Source organism: Actinomadura sp. BRA 177, assembly GCF_013372625.1.
Taxonomy (GTDB): Bacteria; Actinomycetota; Actinomycetes; order Streptosporangiales; family Streptosporangiaceae; genus Spirillospora.
This window is the reverse complement of sequence record NZ_JABXFD010000469.1, coordinates 21,028-40,113: the sequence shown is the minus strand read 5'-3', so window position 1 is coordinate 40,113 and position 19,086 is coordinate 21,028. Positions and strand designations below refer to the sequence as shown.

The 19,086-nt window shown below is 67.2% G+C and carries 11 protein-coding genes; 9 read left to right on the top strand and 2 right to left on the bottom strand.

Annotation, left to right across the window (positions count from 1 at the left end):
* Nucleotides 1-2 precede the first annotated feature (2 nt).
* Both HUX53_RS27560 and HUX53_RS27555 read left to right on the top strand, forming a co-directional pair.
* Complete coding sequence (locus tag HUX53_RS27560; protein ID WP_176406127.1) at nt 3-620, top strand: hypothetical protein; 618 nt, start codon at nt 3-5, stop codon at nt 618-620.
* Nucleotides 617-2,026: a restriction endonuclease subunit S gene (locus HUX53_RS27555; RefSeq protein ID WP_176406126.1), complete on the top strand. Its 1,410-nt coding sequence runs from the start codon at nt 617-619 to the stop codon at nt 2,024-2,026. The genes HUX53_RS27560 and HUX53_RS27555 overlap by 4 nt, the downstream gene beginning before the upstream one ends.
* Nucleotides 2,027-2,505: 479 nt before the next feature.
* On the opposite strand, the gene HUX53_RS27550 is transcribed toward HUX53_RS27555, so the two are convergent.
* Nucleotides 2,506-2,694 (bottom strand): DUF397 domain-containing protein, encoded by a 189-nt coding sequence (locus HUX53_RS27550; protein ID WP_176406125.1) that lies wholly within the window; start codon nt 2,692-2,694, stop codon nt 2,506-2,508.
* Nucleotides 2,691-3,500 carry a helix-turn-helix transcriptional regulator gene (locus HUX53_RS27545; protein ID WP_176406124.1) on the bottom strand — a complete coding sequence of 270 codons (810 nt, stop codon included), beginning with the start codon at nt 3,498-3,500 and terminating at the stop codon, nt 2,691-2,693. The genes HUX53_RS27550 and HUX53_RS27545 overlap by 4 nt, the downstream gene beginning before the upstream one ends.
* 119 nt (nt 3,501-3,619) lie before the next feature.
* On the opposite strand from HUX53_RS27545, the gene HUX53_RS27540 reads away from it, so the two are divergent.
* The 7 genes from HUX53_RS27540 (at nt 3,620) to HUX53_RS27510 (ending at nt 19,037) form a co-directional block, all read left to right on the top strand.
* On the top strand, nt 3,620-4,399 hold the full coding sequence (locus HUX53_RS27540) for an ATP-binding protein (RefSeq protein ID WP_369009215.1): 780 nt from the start codon (nt 3,620-3,622) through the stop codon (nt 4,397-4,399).
* Nucleotides 4,400-4,490: 91 nt separating this feature from the next.
* Nucleotides 4,491-5,654, top strand: a complete 1,164-nt coding sequence (locus HUX53_RS27535; protein ID WP_217919977.1) for a DUF262 domain-containing protein — start codon at nt 4,491-4,493, stop codon at nt 5,652-5,654.
* A complete protein-coding gene (locus tag HUX53_RS27530) occupies nt 5,651-6,826 on the top strand; it encodes a DUF3696 domain-containing protein (protein ID WP_176406121.1) in 1,176 nt (391 codons plus the stop codon). Before HUX53_RS27535 ends, HUX53_RS27530 begins: the two co-directional genes overlap by 4 nt.
* A gap of 36 nt (nt 6,827-6,862) precedes the next feature.
* A complete protein-coding gene (locus HUX53_RS27525; RefSeq protein ID WP_176406120.1) occupies nt 6,863-7,780 on the top strand; it encodes a hypothetical protein in 918 nt (305 codons plus the stop codon).
* A 199-nt stretch (nt 7,781-7,979) separates the two neighbouring features.
* Nucleotides 7,980-12,050, top strand: a complete 4,071-nt coding sequence (locus tag HUX53_RS27520; protein WP_176406119.1) for a serine/threonine protein kinase — start codon at nt 7,980-7,982, stop codon at nt 12,048-12,050.
* Nucleotides 12,031-13,638, top strand: coding sequence for a hypothetical protein (locus HUX53_RS27515; protein ID WP_176406118.1), 1,608 nt, complete (start codon nt 12,031-12,033; stop codon nt 13,636-13,638). Before HUX53_RS27520 ends, HUX53_RS27515 begins: the two co-directional genes overlap by 20 nt.
* Nucleotides 13,635-19,037 (top strand): ATP-binding protein, encoded by a 5,403-nt coding sequence (locus HUX53_RS27510; RefSeq protein ID WP_176406117.1) that lies wholly within the window; start codon nt 13,635-13,637, stop codon nt 19,035-19,037. The genes HUX53_RS27515 and HUX53_RS27510 overlap by 4 nt, the downstream gene beginning before the upstream one ends.
* The last annotated feature ends 49 nt before the right edge of the window (nt 19,038-19,086 follow it).

Sequence of the window (19,086 nt, the reverse complement as noted above, 5' to 3'; positions counted from 1 at the left end):
TCGTGACCGAAGCCTCGAAACAAGGCGTCGTCCTCATGGTCGCGAGCGGCGGCACGGAACGAATGGTGCGCGGCCTTCTCGGCGACCGTTTGGGCTGCGCCACCTTCGATTTCAATCCTGACGAGGATGTCTTCGTAGTGCCGAACCGGGACGCGAGCGTATACAGCACGGTGCATGAACTTCTGAAGCCGTTCGAGCGGTTGCATCGCCGGGCGGTGGTGATGCTGAACGCGGCCTGGCCGGGCAGCCCCGGAGCCGCCGCCATCAAGGACGAACTCAGCCGGCGTCTGGCCGACTCGTGGGACGAGTACGCGGTGATCGTGATCGATCCCGTACTCGAAACCTGGCTGTGGTGCGGGCTCCCGGATATCACCGTACCCCTCCCCGTCCCCGAGGATTACCGCAAGACGCTCGCCGTCAGTAAACACTGGCGGGAAGACGAGGACACACCGAACGACCCCAAGGGCGCGCTGGAGCATTTGTGCCGTCGGAACAAGGCGCATATCTTCAGCTCAGACCTCGGCGAGGCCGCCCAGTACATATCGGTGGAGCACTGCAAGGATCTGGCCTTCGTCCTGCTGTGTGACCGCCTCCAAGCATGGTTCCCGGAGAACTCGTGAAGCTCGCTGAGCCCGACAACCCCGTCCGCTACTCATGGCTCGCCGACCACGGCTTCCGCCTAAGCCCCGGTCCTTTCGTATCGGAAAGTTACGCGGCGCGAAAGTTTGTGGAAGGGCTGCCGCGCACAGAGACTCTGAGTGAAGTCACGGAGCGCATCTTTCACCCGGGGCGAGTCACGCGCAGGTGGACCACCAGCCCGGAGCACGGTGTTCCCTTTCTGTCCAGTGCCGACATCTTCCAGGCGGACCTGTCCACGCTCGCACTGATCACCAGGAAGTCGTACGAGGAGAATGACAGACTTCCACTCGAACCCGGTTGGACGCTGGTGACACGCTCCGGGATGACGGCGGGTCGTGTCACGTATGCCCGCCTTGACATGGCGGGATACGCGTGCAGCGAGGACGTTCTACGCATCGTCCCGAATCGCGACCGGATACCGCCTGGCTACCTCTACACCTTTCTGGCCAGCTCGCTCGGTACAGCGATGATTAAGGGGACGGTGTACGGCACTAGTGTCAAGCACATCGAACCGGTACACCTGGTTGACTTGCCAATACCTCGCCTTAATGATGAGGTCGAACAACGGATCGACTCGCTTTGGCAGCGCGCATCACAGCGGCGGGCAGACTTCCAAGATGGGATCACAAAGGCTACTCGTGATCTTTTTGAGAGCGCTGGAGTCTCAGAGTTCACGGGTCTTCGGTGGCATGACTTGCCCCGCGATGTAAATTTTACTGCGCCTTCGGTAAATGCGCTTACGCTGCGCTCCCTCAACTTCTCGCCGCGCGCTCAACGTATCCTGGAACGTCTTCGTTCGGTCCCGCATCGCACCCTTGGTAATATCTGCCGAGATGGGACATTGCGTACTGGCGCGCGGTTCAAGAGAATTGATGCGTCAGCCGCTAATGGTGTTCGGCTCATCGGGCAACGTCAGGCGTTCTGGATGCGTCCGGAAGGCCGTTGGATCAATCCTCGTCAAGCGCCATCAGATGTTATGCAGAGAGATGAGAGCGTTCTGGTTGCAGCGCATGGGACCTTGGGTGATACGGAGGTCTACTCAAGATCCATCTTTGTGACTGGAAGCTGGCTTGCTCATGCCTTTAGCCAAGACTTTGTGCGGGTAGTGAGTGGCGACCCAGAAATTTCGGGCGCCTACCTGTTTGCGTTTCTCCGGTCCGAGGTTGCGTTTCGTTTGCTGCGCTGCATGAGCGTCGGAGGAAAACAACAGGAATATAATCCGGTTCTTCTTCGTCACCTCCCGATACCAGAATGTACGCCATCAGACAGGAAGCGGATCGCTGGCGCCGTGAGGCAGGCGTATCAGTGGCGGGACGAGGCAGACGCGTTGGAGGATGAGGCGCAAGCCCTACTCGCCGAAGGGATGCATGAGGGAACGCAGGGCTGAGGCTGAATGGCGGCATGGTGTTGAGGACGAGGCGGACGATCCGGTTTTAGCGCGCCGTTGGTGCCGGAGGCATCGAAACGATAAATAGTTTGTTCGTCCGATGTCTGTGGCTCTCCACGATGTGCTGAAGAGGTGTGCAGACGCCTTCGGCCACGTGAATCAAGCATCCGTTATTTGTCCATACCGCTCAAACGGGCTCGTTCAGCGCGTACCTGTACCGGATTGATAGCGTTTACAGAGTCGTTCGCCCTGGCATGCTGCCCTTGCGTTCGCCGACAGGAGCAACACACCGTAACCCAACGTAATAGGCAAAATTTGCGATCAATCCATCAAGAAGGGATGGCTTTGGTAATTTTCTGGGCGGCTGAGTCCAAATATAATTGGGTGGCCATAGGCACCCTAGGATCTTAGTGTAATTGAGGGCTCCGCAGGTGATGCGGCCGTTTGATGCAATCCAATTAATGGTGGCGCTTTACGGCTCAGGCGCTTGCTTCCTTGATCTGCCTTACAAGGGCGGCGAAACCGGCAGGTGAGACCGCAAGGTATCCCGCGTCGGGGTTCTTGCTGTCGCGGATGCCGATGGTTTCGACTAGGTGGGCAATCTCCACGCACTGAGCGCTGGTTCCCTCCGTGGAGCGGCTGCTCTTGCGCCAGGCTGGGGGAGTCACGACAAGGCCTCCATGTGTTTCTTGATCAGGGTTTGGGAGGAGTCTACGGGCAGGGCAACTGCACCGATCCGGTCAAATCGTAGCTTGAAGCTCTCCACCTCGGCGACTTCGGCGACCAGTCGTCCCCCGTTGGGAGCCTCAACGAAGGCGATCTCTCCCTCCCGCACCTTGATGATCTTGAACGAGCCGTCGAGCCCTGGGTTCGCCCCGGCCGTGTTGGGGACGATCCGTAGCGTAATGTGCGGAAGCGCGGAGAGCTTCAAGAGGTGGGCAAGCTGTTCTCGCATGACATCCTTCCCGCCCACGCGGACCTGGAGAGCGGTTTCGGCGAGCAAGACCCATAGCTCTGGGGGATTGTCCTGGTCAAGGATGGCTTGCCGTGCTATGCGAGCGTTGACCGCCTTATCGATTTCCGTCTCCCGGCCCGCGAGGAGGAGCGCGCTGGCGTAGGCCGGGGTCTGGAGTAGAGCGGGAATGAGTTGTCCGCTGTACTGTTTCATGAGCGAGGACCGGGCCTCGAACTCCGTGAAGCTCTTGAACCACATCGGGTCGTGTCCCTGGCGGGCGTACCACACCATGATCGAGAAGAGGCCGCCGGTGTTCCATGCCTCGTCGAGGACGGCCGCCTGCTTCTCGTCCAGCTTCGCCTCGCCGTTCTCCAGTCTGGAAACTGAGGAACGCGCGCAGTTGAGGAGCTTGCCCACGGCGTCGCCCGTGAGGCCGCGCTGCATGCGGTGGAAGCGCAGCGAGTAGGCGATCCACGCCCACATCGAAGATCGCGGGTCTGGTGGTTCGTTGATGTTCACTGCTCCCCCTCGGGGTTGGTGAAGTTCCAAGAGTTCCCGGGAACAAGGAAAGGCTAGGTCAAGGGGCGCAGGCTGTGGCCGGAAGAAAGAAACCTGTGGCCTGCAAGGATGGTTCCAAAATGGTGCAGATCGCACAGTCCGGACAAATATCTGTCGGTCATGCCGCCGATATCTCGCTGGGCGGCATGTGCGCGTGGCGACTTCCCGGGGACGCGAGCTGCGCTTCGGCCGCCCGTTCGCTCCTCGGCATCGCCATGAAGACGGTCGGTCTGGACCGTGACACGGCCGCCGACGCGGTCCTGGCCGCCAGCGAGCTCGCGACGAACGCGTTCAACCACGCGCTGCGCGCCGGGCCCGACGTCCAGGCCGGCCCGCCCGAGCTCTGGGTCTGGGCCAGGGTCACGCCGACGCCGCAGCTCGTGGTGTCGGTGTTCGACACCTGCCGGTCCGCGTGGCCGGACACCGCTCCCCGCGATCTCCTCGACGAGCACGGCAAGGGTCTCGGCATCGTCGGCATGCTCGCCGCCGCGTGGGGCACCTACCCGACGCGGTCGTGGCTCGGCCGCCCGGACCTGTGGGGCAAGGCCGTCTGGTGCGCCTTCCCTCTCCCCGGCCCCTGGCCCAATGCCCGTACGACGGCTCCGCCCGTCCTCGTCGCACGGCACCTCACGTCATCGCTCGCCGGACGGGGCATCGCGGGCGTCTCCCACTGTCACGGTAAGGGCGTCTCACTCGTGACCGTCCCGCGTCCCAACGGCCAGGACGTCAACGTGTGGGTCGAGCCCGGGCACCTCACCTACACCTCGGCCAGCGGCGCACGCATCCGCCGTCCCGTCGTCGACCTGTACGACGTGACCGAGAACCTCGTCGGCTCTATCGAGAGTCCCGGTCATGCCTAGCGGTCTTGTGCCGGTGAGACCTGGATACTGTGGCGTCACGTCGTCTGGTGCGGCGGGTGATTCCTCGAAGGAAAGGACCGGCGCGATCGGTGTGAGCAAGGACGTACAACTCGACATCCCGGTTGAGTACGACTACAGGGGCCTGAGCACGGACGTCGAGGCCGAGGAGGAGGAGCCACAGGACGGCACGATCCACGAGCCGTTCGACCCGGCGAAGATCGACGTCCAGACGCGAACGATGACGGTCGGGCTGCTTTTGGCGCGGCTGCGGCGGGGCGTCCTCGACCTGGCGCCCGACTTTCAGCGTTTCGCCGGTATCTGGAGCGAGGCCGCCCAGAGCAGGCTCATCGAATCCGTCCTGCTCCGCATCCCGCTTCCGAACCTTTACGCGGCCGAGGTCGGCGAGGAGAGCTGGGCGATCGTCGACGGGATCCAGCGGCTCACCACCATCGCGCGTTTCGTGGAGCCCGAGGTGATCGGCATGCCGCCGCTGAGGCTCACCGGCCTGGAGTACCTCAGCAGCTACGAGGGATACACCTATGCCGACCTTGCCAGCGGGCTGAAGACCAGGATCGATGAGACCGAAATGGTCGTCCACCTCATCCGGGCGGGCACACCCGAGCCGGTCAAGTTCAACATCTTCGGCCGGATCAACACCGGCGGCCGTCCGCTGACGCTCCAGGAACTGCGACACGCGCTGATTCCCGGGCGAGCCCGAACCCTTCTCGCGGAACTGGCCGGCAGCGACCCCTTCCTCCAGGCGACGCTACACAGCGTCAAACCAGACCGGATGGCCGACCGTGAGATGGCCCTGCGGTTCCTCGCCTTCCGCCTCACTGAGCCGAAGGACTACCCGCGAGGAGACCTTGACCTCTTCCTCCGCCAGGCGATGAAACGGCTCAACACTCTGGAGCCGGAAGCGATCGAGCGGTTGAAGGACGATTTCGCGCGTGCGATGTGGGCGGCCCGCGATATCTTCGAGGAGCACGCCTTCAGGAAACGGTTCCCAGGCCAGCACAGGCGCCTGCCGGTCAACAAGGCGCTCTTCGAGGCAGTCTCGGTGAACCTCGCCAAGATGACGTCCCAAGAGATCGATGCGTTGCGGGAGGGACGTGACATGGTGCAGGCGCGGTTCGCGGCGTTGATGGAGGACAACAAGTTCCACCAGGCCATCTCGGTCGCGACCGGCGACGGGAAGAAGGTTCGCCGCCGCTTCGGCGCCGTGGAGGAGCTGTTCAGGGAGATCGCCAGATGATCGACGCGCTGACCATCACGAACTTCAAGTCCTTCTCCTCGGCGGAGATACCGCTTGGCGCATACACGTTGCTGTCCGGGCTGAACTCCTCCGGCAAGAGCACCGTCCTCCAGGCCCTCGCCCTTCTGCGGCAGGCCGAGCAGGCCGGGCTGCTCTCGCACGAGCACGGGAACGCCGAGTACGCCGAGACAGGCGCGGTCGGCGGATTCCCGCTGAACGGTGAGCTCGTCGAACTCGGGACCGGCCAGGACATCCTCCACGAGGACCATGTCACCGAGCAGGGTCGCGACCCCGAGATCGGCTTCGCCCTGCGAGCGAGTACCTCGGTGCCGTATGAATGGCGTGCTCGCTATGGCCGTGAAGACGACCTATTGCCGCTGACTGTCTGTCGTCCGCTCCCACATGAACGTCCGGCGCTGCACGATGAGCAGCGGGTCACCCTCTTCAACCCGGGCTTCCAGTACCTGAGGGCCGACCGGATCAACCCGGCGGTGACCTACCCGCAGTCCCACGAGATGGCGGTGCGGCGCGGGTTCCTCGGCACCCGCGGCGAGTACACCATCGATTATCTGCGGCACTACCAGGACGAGACCGTCCCGTCGACGGTGCTCCACCATCCCGACGCGTCCCCGCGGCTTCTCGACCAGGTCGAGGCGTGGATGGGGGAGATCTGTCCCGGAGTGAAGATCGCGGCCACCGCCATCGACCGAACCGACCTCGTCCGGCTCGGCTTCGAGTTCACCCGGCCGCGTCAGCTCACGACCAACGCGCGCCGGCCGACCAACGTCGGGTTCGGGCTCACCTACGTCCTGCCGGTGGTCGTGGCCTGCCTGACGGCCAGGCCCGGCGCCATGATCCTGCTGGAGAACCCCGAGGCGCACGTCCACCCCCAAGGACAGAGCGCGATGGCCCGGCTGACCTGCGCCGCCGCGTCTGCGGGCGCGCAGGTCATCGTCGAGACCCACAGCGACCACATCCTCAACGGCGTCCGCCTCACGGTGAAGCGGCAGCAGCTCGCCCCCGACGACGTCCGGCTGCACTACTTCCAGCGCAACGCCGACGGGATCGTCGACATCGTCAGCCCCGCCATCGGGCCCGACGGGATGCTGTCGCAGTGGCCCCCCGGCTTCTTCGACGAATGGGACCGCTCGCTCGACCAGCTCCTCGACTGACCGTCCTTTCGCCGTCCCCCCAGGGAAAGGGGCCTCGTGCGCGTCCTGCTCTTCTTCAACGAACTGTCCTGCTCGAAGGCCCTTCCGAAGGAGCAGGTGGACGAGGCGATGAAACAGTTCGTCGCCGTCCTGCGCGCGGTCGCCGCGCGACGCGGCGATACCGGCCTCGTGTCCGACGTGAAGCTGGCGGAGCTGGAGCTGGCGCCGGGCTACTACCTGTCCGAGTGGTCCGGGCGACCCGCCAACGTCGACCTGTGGCGCTGGATCCGCCGCATGCAGAACCGGGCCCCGTTCAGCTCGGTCCTTCCCCAGGGCGCGGGTGAAGGCGCCGACTACCACTGGCAGGGGCGGACCGCGAAGGCGCTGGGGGCGGCGCATCTGATGGACGGCGTCCTCGTGAGCCTCCAGGTCGATCCGGCGTGGGACGCACCCTGGGTCCACGCCGAACGCGAACTGCTTCCCGAGGACCCGGACGAGCTCGACTTGGTCAAGCAGAACGTGGAGGTCCGGCACGTCTCGTCGCTCGACCATGTCGAGGAGCACGCCGACTGGATCGAACAGGCGGGCATCTCCGACTTCAAACATGGTTCGGACATCTGGGAGGCGCGCGCGGACCTCTACCCGCACCTGTCATTCCTGCCCCGCACCGAGCAGCACTTCGCCGGACTGAGGCGCGACTGGGTGATCCCGGCCGCACGCGAACTGCTGAGGATCAACGGCGCGTTCGCGGAATGGGATCCCACGCTGGCGAAGGAGCCGCACTGGAGGTCCGATGTGACGCCGGAGTCGAAATCCCGGATCCGGAAGAGGCTCTTCGAATTCGAGGACCTCGACGGTGTGGTGCGCTGCTTCGAACTGCACGGCCGGTTCGCCCCGGGCTACGGCCGCATCTACTTCCGGCTCGTGCATGAGGAGCGGAAGGGAAGGGTCGCTCACGTCGGCGACCACCTTTAGCGGCCGGTCGGCGTCCCTGCCGAGCATGCGGCCGGGGCGGCCCACCGCGCACCTCGGCCTCGCGCCGAGCCCTGTCGGAATGGCCTGACCGGTTGCGTAGCTCGTCTTGACGAAACGGTGGATCAACAGGTTCCCGGCGTTGTTAGATGGGGTCTCGGTACGGGCGACAGGGGAGCCGGGAGAGGCGGTCCGGTAGTTCATGGCGGTCATCGTCGGCGGGGGTCCACCGGTCAACGACGCCGAGCGGGCGGCCATCGCGCATCTGCGCGACCACGGCCCCGACGACTGGCTCGTGCTGCACAACATCGACATCCCGGTCCGCGGCGACATGTACGAGGTCGACCTGATCGTCGTGATGCCGCATTCGGTGTGCGTCATCGATGTGAAGGGGACCAGGGGACGCATCGAGGTCTCGGGCCGGCGCTGGTACCCGTCCAACCGCGGCTCCTTCCACTCCCCGGTGTCCAAGCTCCGCGACCATGCCCGGGCGCTGAAGGGAGCGCTCGCCCGCCGGAGCCCCGGCCTCAACCGCGTGTTCGTGGACGCGCTGGTGGTGCTCACGGCCGATGACGCCGTCCTGGTGGACCGCAGCGACCGGACGGACGCGGACGCCCACGACGTCGCGAGCCTCGACGACCTGATCCCGGTGCTGTCCGACGTCTCCCGGGTCCGCAGCGGTTTCCCACGCGACATCCGGCGGCACGGGGAGGAGATCATCAGGACGCTGCAAGGCGTCGTGCGGGTGGCGTCCGGTCCGCCGCGGTTCGGCAACTGGGTGGTGCGGGAGACACTCGGCGGCACCGAGGAGGTCACCGAGTACCGGGCGGCGAACGCGACCGTCACCAGCTCGCAGACCGTGCTGCTCCGGGTCTACAAGGCCGACCCGTTCCAGCCGGAGGACGTGCGCGCGGCGGAGCGCATCGCGATCGCCAACGCCTACGAGGTACTGGCCAAGATGCCGCCGCACGAATGCGTGGTCGGCTGCCGGGACTTCTTCCCCACCGAGGACGAGAGCCAGTTCGTGCTCGTCCTCGACGACGTTCGCGGCGGCGCGTTGCGGCTGCGCCTGGACAACCCCCGGCAGGCGCTGGCGGCGGACGCCCGGTACCGGCTGATCGCAGACCTCCTGCGCGGGCTGGCGCACGCGCACGGCCATCGGGTCATCCACCGCGCGCTGTCCCCGGCGGCCGTGCTCGTGACCGACAGCGGGCGGGGCATGCTCACCGGCTTCGACTACGCCCGCCCGGAAGGGCCCCGGTCGCACACGGTCGTGGACCGGCTCGCCGGTGCGCTCGACCCCGCGTACGTCGCCCCCGAGTGCCAGTCGAGGGCGCAGGCGATGAGCCGGGCATCGGACGTCTACGCCGCCGGTGTGATCGCCTTCCAGGTCCTGACCGGGGAACTGCCGTTCGCCTCGACGTCGGACCAGTACGAGAAGGGGAGCGTGCTCCCCGCCGAGCCGTTGGAGGCGGCGGTGATCCCGGAGCGGATCGCCGAGCTGCTCGGCCGGATGTGCGCGCGGGCGCCGTCCGCGCGCCCTTCGGCGGCGGAGGCCCTGCGGGCGCTGACCGGTGCTACCCGGCGGCAGACCGGACGAGACGCGACCCCGAAGGTCGACTACCGCAACCTTCCGGAAGGCCACCAGCTCACCCGCAAGTACACGATTCAGCGCAGGCTCGGCAGGCCCGGTTCCTTCGGCGCGGCATACCAGGTGTACGACAACCTCGCGGGCGCCGACCGGGTCGTGAAGATCGTGGACCGGGACCGCGAATCCCTCGTCGAGCGTCTCAGGCACGAGTACCAGATCCTGCTCGGCCTCCGCCCGCACCCCAACGTGATCAAGGTGGAGGGCGCCGACTACCTGGACGGCGGCGAGACCCCGTACCTGGTGTTCGAGTACGTCGAGGGCCAGGACGTCGGCGTGCTCGTCGACGAGCGTTCGCTCGGCCCGGCGGACGCGGTGAAGCTCGGTGTCGAAGTCGCTCGCGGACTGGCGTTCCTGCACGCGAGCGGAATCTTCCACTGCGACATCAAGCCCGGGAACCTCCTCTGGACCGACCGGGGCTGCAAGATCATCGACTTCAACGTGTCGGCGTCGGCGGGGTCGAGCATGTCGAAGGCGGGCGGCACGACCAAGTACGTTCCGCCCGACCACAACACGCGCGTCCCGCCGACGGCGATCGACCTCGTCGACCGCGACGTCTACGGCCTCGGCGTCACGCTCTACCAGGTGCTGACCGGCCGGTACCCGTTCTCGTCCGGCAGGCCCGCCCTCGGTGAGCAGCCTGTGGACCCGCGGTCGTTGTCCGGGCTGTCCGAACTGTCGGACGCGTTGGTCGACACGGTGACGAAGGCGATCGCCCCGCTGCGCAGCGCCCGCTATGGCGACGCCGCCGAGTTCCTCACCGCGCTGGAGGCGATCGGCGAGGTGCACCGGCGGCCGCCGGCGCCGCCACCGGAACCGCGGCCGGTCGTCTCCGCCCGGAACGTGAACCCGTTCGTGGCCCACCTCCAGACCCTCTACAGCCAGAGCACCAGCAGCAACGCGGGCACGCGCGGAAGAGACCCCTACGACGTCTACGTCGCAACCGCGCTGGACGACAGGCTGATCCCCGACGTGCTCGCCGGCCAGTACCGGCTCGTCGTGATCACCGGTAACGCGGGAGACGGCAAGACGGCCTTCCTGGAACACCTCATCGCCGCCGCGATCGACCGCGGCGCCGCCCCCGGTGCGCCCCGCGACAACGGCGCCGACGTGCGGCTGCTCAACGGCCGGTGGCTGCGCACCAACTACGACGGCAGCCAGGACGAGGGCGACAAGGCCAACGATGAGGTGCTGGCCGACTTCTTCGGGCCCTTCGCCGAAGGCGCGGCGGCCGGGCCGGGAGAGCCGGAGACCAGGCTGATCGCCATCAACGAGGGACGGCTCGTCGACTTCCTGACCACGCACACCGAGAGGTTCGCGTTCCTCGCCTCGACCGTCCTGGCCGGCTTGGACGGCGAACTCCCACCGGGGGACATCGCCGTCGTCAACCTCAACCGGCGCAGCGTGGTCGCCGGCGCCGACCGGCTCAGCGGGCCGATCTTCGACCGGATGCTGGCCAGAATGACCCACGACCGGTTCTGGGAGGCCTGCGCGTCCTGCGACCTGGTGAACTCCTGTTACGTGCCGCACAACGTCAGGACGCTCGCCCACCCCAGCGCGGGACCGAAGATCGTCAAGCGGCTGCGGGAGCTGTACAGACTCGCCCACCTGCGCGGACGGATGCACATCACGGTGCGGGACCTGCGCTCCGCCCTGGCGTTCACGCTCACCTCCGGAAGGGACTGCGCGCAGATCCACGAGCTGTACCGCGGGGACGACATCCAGAAGATCCTCTCCGGCTTCTACTTCAACAGCTGGGTGGGGGCACCCGGAACCCGCGACCGGCTGCTGGCCTTCCTCCAGGAGGTCGATGTCGCCGCGGTCCCCGTCCCCGCGCTGGACCAGCGACTCGCGCACGTCGGTCCCGACGCCGGGCAGGCGATGATGACCATCGACCGCCGCGGCGACTACGACATGTCCTTGCTCCGCACGCTCTTCCACCGCCTCGCCGGGGACGCCGCGGTGCCCCGGGGAGGAGGGGAGGCACACGCGCGCTACCTGGCGTCCGTCCGCCGGAGGTTCTACTTCGAGGGAGTGGACGACAAGCGGTCGCGGGCCATGTCCCCCTTCCGCTCGGCGGAGCGGTTCCTGTCGCTGCTGGAGCACCCGGAGCGGGCCGCCGCCCGGCTCCCGGACCTGATCGCGGCGATCAACCGCGGGGAAGGGCTGCCCGACCCGCGCAGCCTCGGCGACACCCTCGCCCTCCAGGTTCGCCAGGTGCCGGGCGGGACGATCCGCAGCTACCGCCTCTTCCCCATCGATGCGCTGACGCTCACGCTGTCGGGCGGCGTGCCGTCCCCCTATCTGGAGCAGGAGCCGGACGGGCTGGTGCTCGGCTACCACGGTCCAGGAGGCCAGACCGCACGGCTCCGGATCCAACTCGACCTGTTCGAGCTGCTGTACCGCCTCCATGACGGCTACCTGCCGGGCATCGCCGAGCAGCAGGGCCACTACCTGGGCCTGACGATCTTCAAGAACGAGCTGTCGGCCGCGCCCTACCAGGAGATCGTCCTGTCCGCCGGGGGACGCCGTCTGCACCGGGTCCGCCGTGAACGCGACGGGCGTCTAGTCATGGAGGGCATCGACGCACGAGGGGAGGAGACCGATGACTCTGCACCGCAGTGACAAGGAGTTCCGCCACCCCGGCATCAGCTATCTGGACTACAAGCAGATGGAGATGGACCGGGTCCTGACCGGCTTCCTGCCCCGGCTCTGGTGGGACGGCAGATCCAGCATCGTCTCGCGTTCCGCGGACCTCGACGTGGACGACTTCGTCGACACCTTGCGGGAGCATCCCGAGTCCTTCGCGGGCTTCGATCCGGACACCACCCGCCGCTGGCTCGAGACCCACCTGCTGGACGTGGTCAACCGGGGCAAGGCGACGCAGGCCGTGGCGGGTCTGCGTCCCCTGCACGGTTTCACCTACCGGTTCCGGAACGCGCGCCGGTCGCGCGCCTACGGCGCGGACGAGCAGCTCTACGAGATGATCTCCCACGCCTCCGACCCGAGGCGCGGCCTCCGGACGCTCGAACACTTGAAGAACTTCTTCTTCGACGGGCTGGACAAGCGCACCGAAACGCCGATGTCGGACGCTGATATCGACGTGGAGACGCAGGCGCTGATCAACCTCTCCGAGGCGGTGAAGCGGGACATCACCGACCGGCCCGCGAGCGCCAAGGACCGGCGCTCCTACCCGCCGCTCTATCCGGAGGCGTCCGACCTCCTGGTGGAGGACGTCCTCCGCCTGCTGTTCCACCGCGACCTGATCCCGCGGTCGGTGCTCGTCGACTACCTCAAGATCCTCTTCGCCTTCCACCTGGCGCTCTACCACCTGCGGATCCTGAAACTGCTGCCGTCCCTGGTCCGCGGCGCTCACGCGCGTCCAGGCGGAGGGCTCTTCCTCGACGTCGTGGGGATCCCCGGCACGCCGACCGCCCGGCTGGCCGAACGGAGCGCGGCGGTGTGGTTCGGCCGCATTCCCGACTTCGTCCGGGCCACGTTCACCGTGAAGCGGCTCGACGACCTCGCGCGGCATCTGGTGCGGCGCGGCACCCTCCGCACCCTGGTGCGCGGCTTCTTCACGGTCGAGGACCTGCTGGGCCTGCTCGCTCCCGCGCACAAAGAGGAGCGCGACAGGTTCGCCGGCGGTCGGCTGGCGGTCATCGAGAGCTCTCGAGGGGCCGATGCGGAGATCGACGCCGAAGTCGAGCAGATCCTGCAACTCGGCCTTGACGACTTCACCGCCTACATCGAGGTCATCACCGCCTACCGCGTCGCCTTCCACCGCAAGTACCTGACCGGATGCCTCGACTCGCTCCTGCTGAAGAACCGGCCCGGCGCGATGATCGCGCAGCCGAGGCGCGGTGACCGCCGGTTCATCCTTGACAGCCGCCTGCTGGAGGTGCTGCTCCAGCTGTCGCTGCTCAGGCTCGGGGACGACGGCGAGTTCTACACCGCGTCCCTGCGCGTGGACGAGTTCCTCACCATTCTCCGGGAGCGGTACGGGCTGCACATCGACAGGCTTCCGCCGGGCGACGGCTTCGACCGTCCGACGATCGACGACCAGGCCGCGCTGCGCGCCAACACTGATGCGTTCACCGCCAGACTTCGGGAGATCGGCTTCTACTCGGACATGTCCGACGCCTACCTGACGCAGACGATCACCCCGCGCTACACGGTGACGGCCGACCGTTCCCGGGGGAGGGACGCATGAGCGCCGGACTGAGAGAACTGCAGGAGCAGGATGTCGAGACCGCACTGGAACGGGTCCTCGTCCCGCGGCTGTCCGGTCGGCTGGCGGCTCGGCTGCCGGGGCATTGCATGCGGGTCACCGAGATCGAGACCTCGCTCGCGGTCCGGCTGTGCCGGCGCGTGAGGAGCGCCGTCGACAACGGCGCCCGCGTTCTCGTGCTCGGCTCCGAGCCGGCCGTCCCGGCGGACGTCGCCGTCACCGGAACCAAACTCGTGGAACTGCGCAACCCCGATGCGCAGGGACGGCAGCGTCCCCCGCTCCTAGTCTTCGTCCCGCCCGGCACGCACGCCAGCGCGGAGGACTCGTTCGGCGTGGCCACCTTCGAGGAACTGGCCCTCGGCGACGTCTACGCCGAACTGGCCGCAAGGCTCCTCGCCGAACTTCCCGACGCCGTTCGCCGCGGTATCGAGGAGATGTTCACGGTCATCGAGGACCAGGGTTGGGCCTATGCGGGGGACTACGCGCGGTCTCGGTACCTGCTGACGATCCAGCTCAATGACAACGATCCGCTGGCGGCGGGCGCGGCCGTCTTCGAGTTGGGGCTGGTGCCCGACTTCGAGCTGTTCGCCGATCCCGCCCACGTCCAGACCCGTACCGGGCGGAACATCGGGCACATGCGGGTGCTGTCGGCCACGGAGCGTCCCGAACGTCAGCGAGTGATCGAACTCGGGCTGACCGACTCCCGTTTCCGGCAGCGGCTGGCCGAGTTCCTCGTGCGGACGGGGCTGGAGGACGTCCGGGCCTGGACGCGGCGGATCGTCGTCGACCGGGAGAACTGGAACCTCGCCTTCCAGCATTGGCCGCTGCGCGAGAAACAGCCCGCCGAGGCGCTGCGCATCGTCGTCGGCGACCTTGATCTGCCGAGGGCCGGTGACTCGCCCGAGCACGCGGACCATACCGTCCTGCGGAACATGACCGGACAGCCGTTCCTTCACGGCGGCCGGCAGGGGCAGAACCAGCTTCCGCTGACGTTCACCGTGGATCCGCACCCCCGACGGGTGCCCGGCCTCGCCAAGTTCGTCGTCCAAATGGTCTCCGAGGAATCCGGCCCGACCGGCGTGGCGGCGACGGTCCGGCTCGGCAAGACCGCGAAGAACACCTACAAGGCCGCGCTCAAGAAGCTCCGTTCGGCGGAACTGGAGCAGGGATGGCACTTCGTTCGGGTGACGCCGCAGGACGCCGAAGGCGTGCCCCTGCCGGTCGAGACGGCACATGACGGCGCCGACCTCGGCAACGAGAGCGACCGCTTCATGGTGGTCACCGACGAGGACTTCGAGGACACTCCACCGCCGCAACGCGTCAGCAGAGAGGTCGGCGTCAGCCAGGCGCTCCGGCGGCTGGAGTTCACGTCGTTGGAGGAGGCCCGCGACTGGCGGAGCGTCACGTGCAAGAGCGTGGCCTGGAAGAACGCGGACGGCACGGGCAGACATGTGCTGCGGGCGGCGTTCGGCGCACACGGCTCGGCCGAGATACCGCTTGCTCCGCCGCTCCTGGAGGTCCAGCGCCGCCTGCTGGCCGAACCCGATCGACTGCGCCGGTGGAGGCTCCCCGTCAATGTCGACCAGGCCGGAGATCCCCTTCCCGAGGTCCTGCCCGTGCCGGACACGGGCGACGATGTGGTGAACGCCTTCATCGCGGCGCGCCGTGCCGTACTGGGCGCCATCAGAGGCGACGACGAGCTGGTGGTCGAAGGGAGAGATCTGCTCGGCCTGCGGGCGGAGATTCAGGCGTACGCCGAGTCGTACGGCGAGGTCCTGGCCTGGCAGCTCCGCCGCGCCGAGCGGGCCGGCGAGGACCGTCAGACCGAACTGCTCCGGGAGATGACGGCGCTGCTCCAGGTCGACACCGTCGAAGTCGGCTTCACCGACCCCGACGGTGCTCTGCGAGAGCTCGTACTCGTCGCCCCCACCCATCCACTGCGGTTGCTGTGGCTGCTGACCTGGTCCGAGCTAGGCCGCCGCTGGCTTGAGAACGCCAGAGAGAACGAAGCCTCCGTGATCGCCGCGGCGGAGCGGACCCTCGCCGGTCTGACCCCGCTCGGCTTCCCGCTCGTCGTCCCCCGGCGCGGCGGGGCCCTGGCCATCGCGGCCGGAGACCTCAACCCCTACTGGGGCGTGTGCCTGCCGACCGGCACCGACGACCCGCAAGGCCTTCTCTCGGCGCTCGCCGCCGGGCTGCGCCTGCCGGAACGGTGGAGCGGTGGCCAGGCGGTCTCGGGACGGGCGCTGGCCGACCGGGTCGAGCGCTACCTCCGCCTCCACCCGTACGTCGACACACTGGTGATCAGCGCGGTCAACGCGGGACGAGCCGAGCACCTCGTCGACATGCTGATCGAACTCCAACGGCGGAAGGGACTGGCGGACGTCAACTACGACATTCGCCTCTTCGCCTCCGATCCCCAGGCCACCGGCAACGGGGAGGCTCTCGCTGGACTGCTGCGCGGCGAGGGCGGTTCAGCGGCCGAGGCCGAGACCTTCCATACACGCCGGCCCTCGGGCCTCATTCCCAAACTGGCGGTCGCCGTCCGGCCGTTGCACGAGTTCCGCTCCGCGACCGACGAGCACGCGGCGCACCTGACCCTGCTCTTCGACGCCTTCAGCGGCGAGAGCTACGACGCGGCGCCCGCTGACGCTCTCGGCATGACGCCGGTACACGGGCTCGTCCAGGACGTGTCCGTCACCTTCGTCGAGGACGAGGAGACCGTCACGTGGCACAAGCAGCCAAGGCACGGCCCCGCCCATCCGATCATGGGAGCGGAGGAGCTGTCCGACCTGCTGTCAGCGCTTCCCGCGACGATCTCCCAGGCGGCGGCCGCGGTCACGACGGGGCAGGTGGGCACCGGTTTCGTGCCCCGCGTCACGCTCACGCTCGATGCCCGTGACGGAACTCTGCTCCACCAGGCGCACCGCTCCAGCGACTGGGTGATCACCGTCGACCGGACGCTGGGCGTCGAGTACTTCGACAGTCCCGGCAGCGAACGGCGGCCCGACTATGTGATCGACTTCGATGTCGAAGGCGCCGAGGGGCTGGGGCACCATCTGGTGATCAGTTCCCGGTCGGTGGACGAACTGCGCGCGCTGCTCGCACCGGTCTGCACTCAGCACGGATTCACCATTGACACCCGGCATACCGGGACGTTTTTTGAACAACTGCGGCTGTTGTCGGGACGGCTCGCGTTCAAACTGGCCTCCAGCGCGCCGACACAGCGGACCGAAGTGCTGGGGCTCGCGCTGGCCCGGCTCTTCCTCGACTACCAGAACGTTCTCGCCGACCAGATCCTCGTTCCGCTCGACGCCCATCTCGGGTTGTACCGGGAGTCGCGCAGGCGTGCCGACGAGGTGGGGGAGTCGGTGAGTTTGAAGCGCACCGATCTGGCTCTGCTGAGCCTCGACGCCCGTCGGCGCACCATCACCTGCCGCTTGGTCGAGGTGAAATGCTACGGCAGTCTGGAGGGGCTGTCCGCCTACGAACAGCTCAAGAGCCACATGATCGAGCAGATCGACCGCAGTCAGACCGTGCTGGCAGAGCATTTCGACCCGCACCGGAGCCGACCCGATCGGCCCGATCGGGCAGTGCGCAACGCCGAACTCGCGACGCTCCTGCACTTCTACGTCGGGCGCGCCGTCCGGCACGGCACCATGCGCCCGGACGCAGCCGCCGAGGCGCGCTGGCTGCTCGACCGGCTCGACGCGGGATACCGGCTGGAGTTCACCCGAACCGGATTGATCTTCGACCTCTCCGGACGGGGGACGGGTTCCGAGCACGAGGCGGGTGTCGAGTTCCATCGGATCGGACGGGACCTGGCGGAGGAACTCCTCGACGCGGTTCCCACGGATCAGGTACCGGCGGCGGAAAGGGCGTCCAGCCTCAGCAGCCTCGACCTGACCGTGCCGCGCCTTCACGAGGCCGCGTTCCGCGCCCCGGCCCGCCGCCACGACACCCCCGACGAGCCGGTCCGGATCGAGCCGGACGAACTCGCGGATGACACCGCACCGGCGAGCGCGGAACCAGAGATCGAGCCGGTCACCAGCCCTGCGGCGTCGGCCGAGGACGCAGCGCCCGGTCCTGAGCCGGAACCTGCCGAGGCCGCCGCCTCCGACCATGATCGAGAAGTGGCCGCCTCCCCTGCGGGAGCGGAGACGCCGGCCGTGTACGTGGGATCGAGTGGTCCGTCGCCGCAATACGGCGTCATGGGCCAGGTCGCGGGGCGCTCAGTCGCCCTCGACCTCAATGAGACGCACACGATCAGCCTGTTCGGAGTCCAGGGCGGAGGCAAGAGCTACACGCTCGGATCGATCATTGAGGCCGCGTCGCTGCCGCTGCCGCCGGTCAACGAGCTTCCCCGTCCGCTCGCCACCATCGTTTTCCACTACAGCCCGACGCTGGACTACGCCCCCGAGTTCACCAGCATGCTCGCCCCCAACGACGACTCCGAGCAGATGCGCGTTCTCGAAGAGACCTATGGCGGACGGCCCGCCGCTCTCACCGATGTGGTGATGCTCGTCCCCGAAGACCAACTGGAACAGCGTCGCCGCGAATACCAGGGCGTTCAAGTCTTGCCGTTGAAGTTCGGATCGGCCGAACTCCGCGCCGAGCACTGGCGCTTTCTCATGGGGGCGATCGGGAACCAGTCCACGTACATCCGGCAGCTTCAGCGGATCATGAAGGCGCACCGAAGGGATCTGCGTCTGGATGTCATCCGCGACGGCGTGGAGCAGTCGGCCATGTCCGACGGCCTCAAGCAGCTCGCTCAGCAGCGTTTGGACCTGGCGGCCGACTACATCGACGACGACGCGCGCGTGAAGCAGCTCGTCCGCCCCGGCCGCGTGATCATCGTGGACCTGCGCGACGAGTTCATCGAGAAAGACGAGGCGCTCGGCCTGTTCGTCGTCCTCATGCAGTTGTTCGCCGAGGCGCAGGAGGAGGGCGAGCGTTTCAACAAGCTGGTCGTTTTCGATGAGGCCCACAAGTACATCGAGAGCCCCGACCTCGTCGACGGCCTGGTTCAGAGCGTCCGGGAGATGCGGCACAAGGGCATGAGCGTCCTCGTCGCCAGTCAGGATCCGCCTTCGGTACCGATTTCGCTCATCGAACTGTCCAACCATGTGATCCTGCACAAGTTCACGTCGCCGGCCTGGCTGAAGCACCTGCAGAAGGCCAACGCGTCACTCGCAGACCTGACACCGTCCAGGATGGCCGGCCTGGTGCCCGGAGAAGCGTACGTGTGGTCGAACAAGGCCACCGACGCGGCCTTCACGCGTGGCGCCGTGAAGGTGCGTCTACGTCCTCGAATGACCAAGCACGGCGGCGGAACGAAGACCGCCACTTCATCAGTAGACGGACGGGACGATTCTCGATGAGCCCGGCCGTCTGGTGCTCCTGCATGGACAGTTCTCCGGTGTGCCTCCC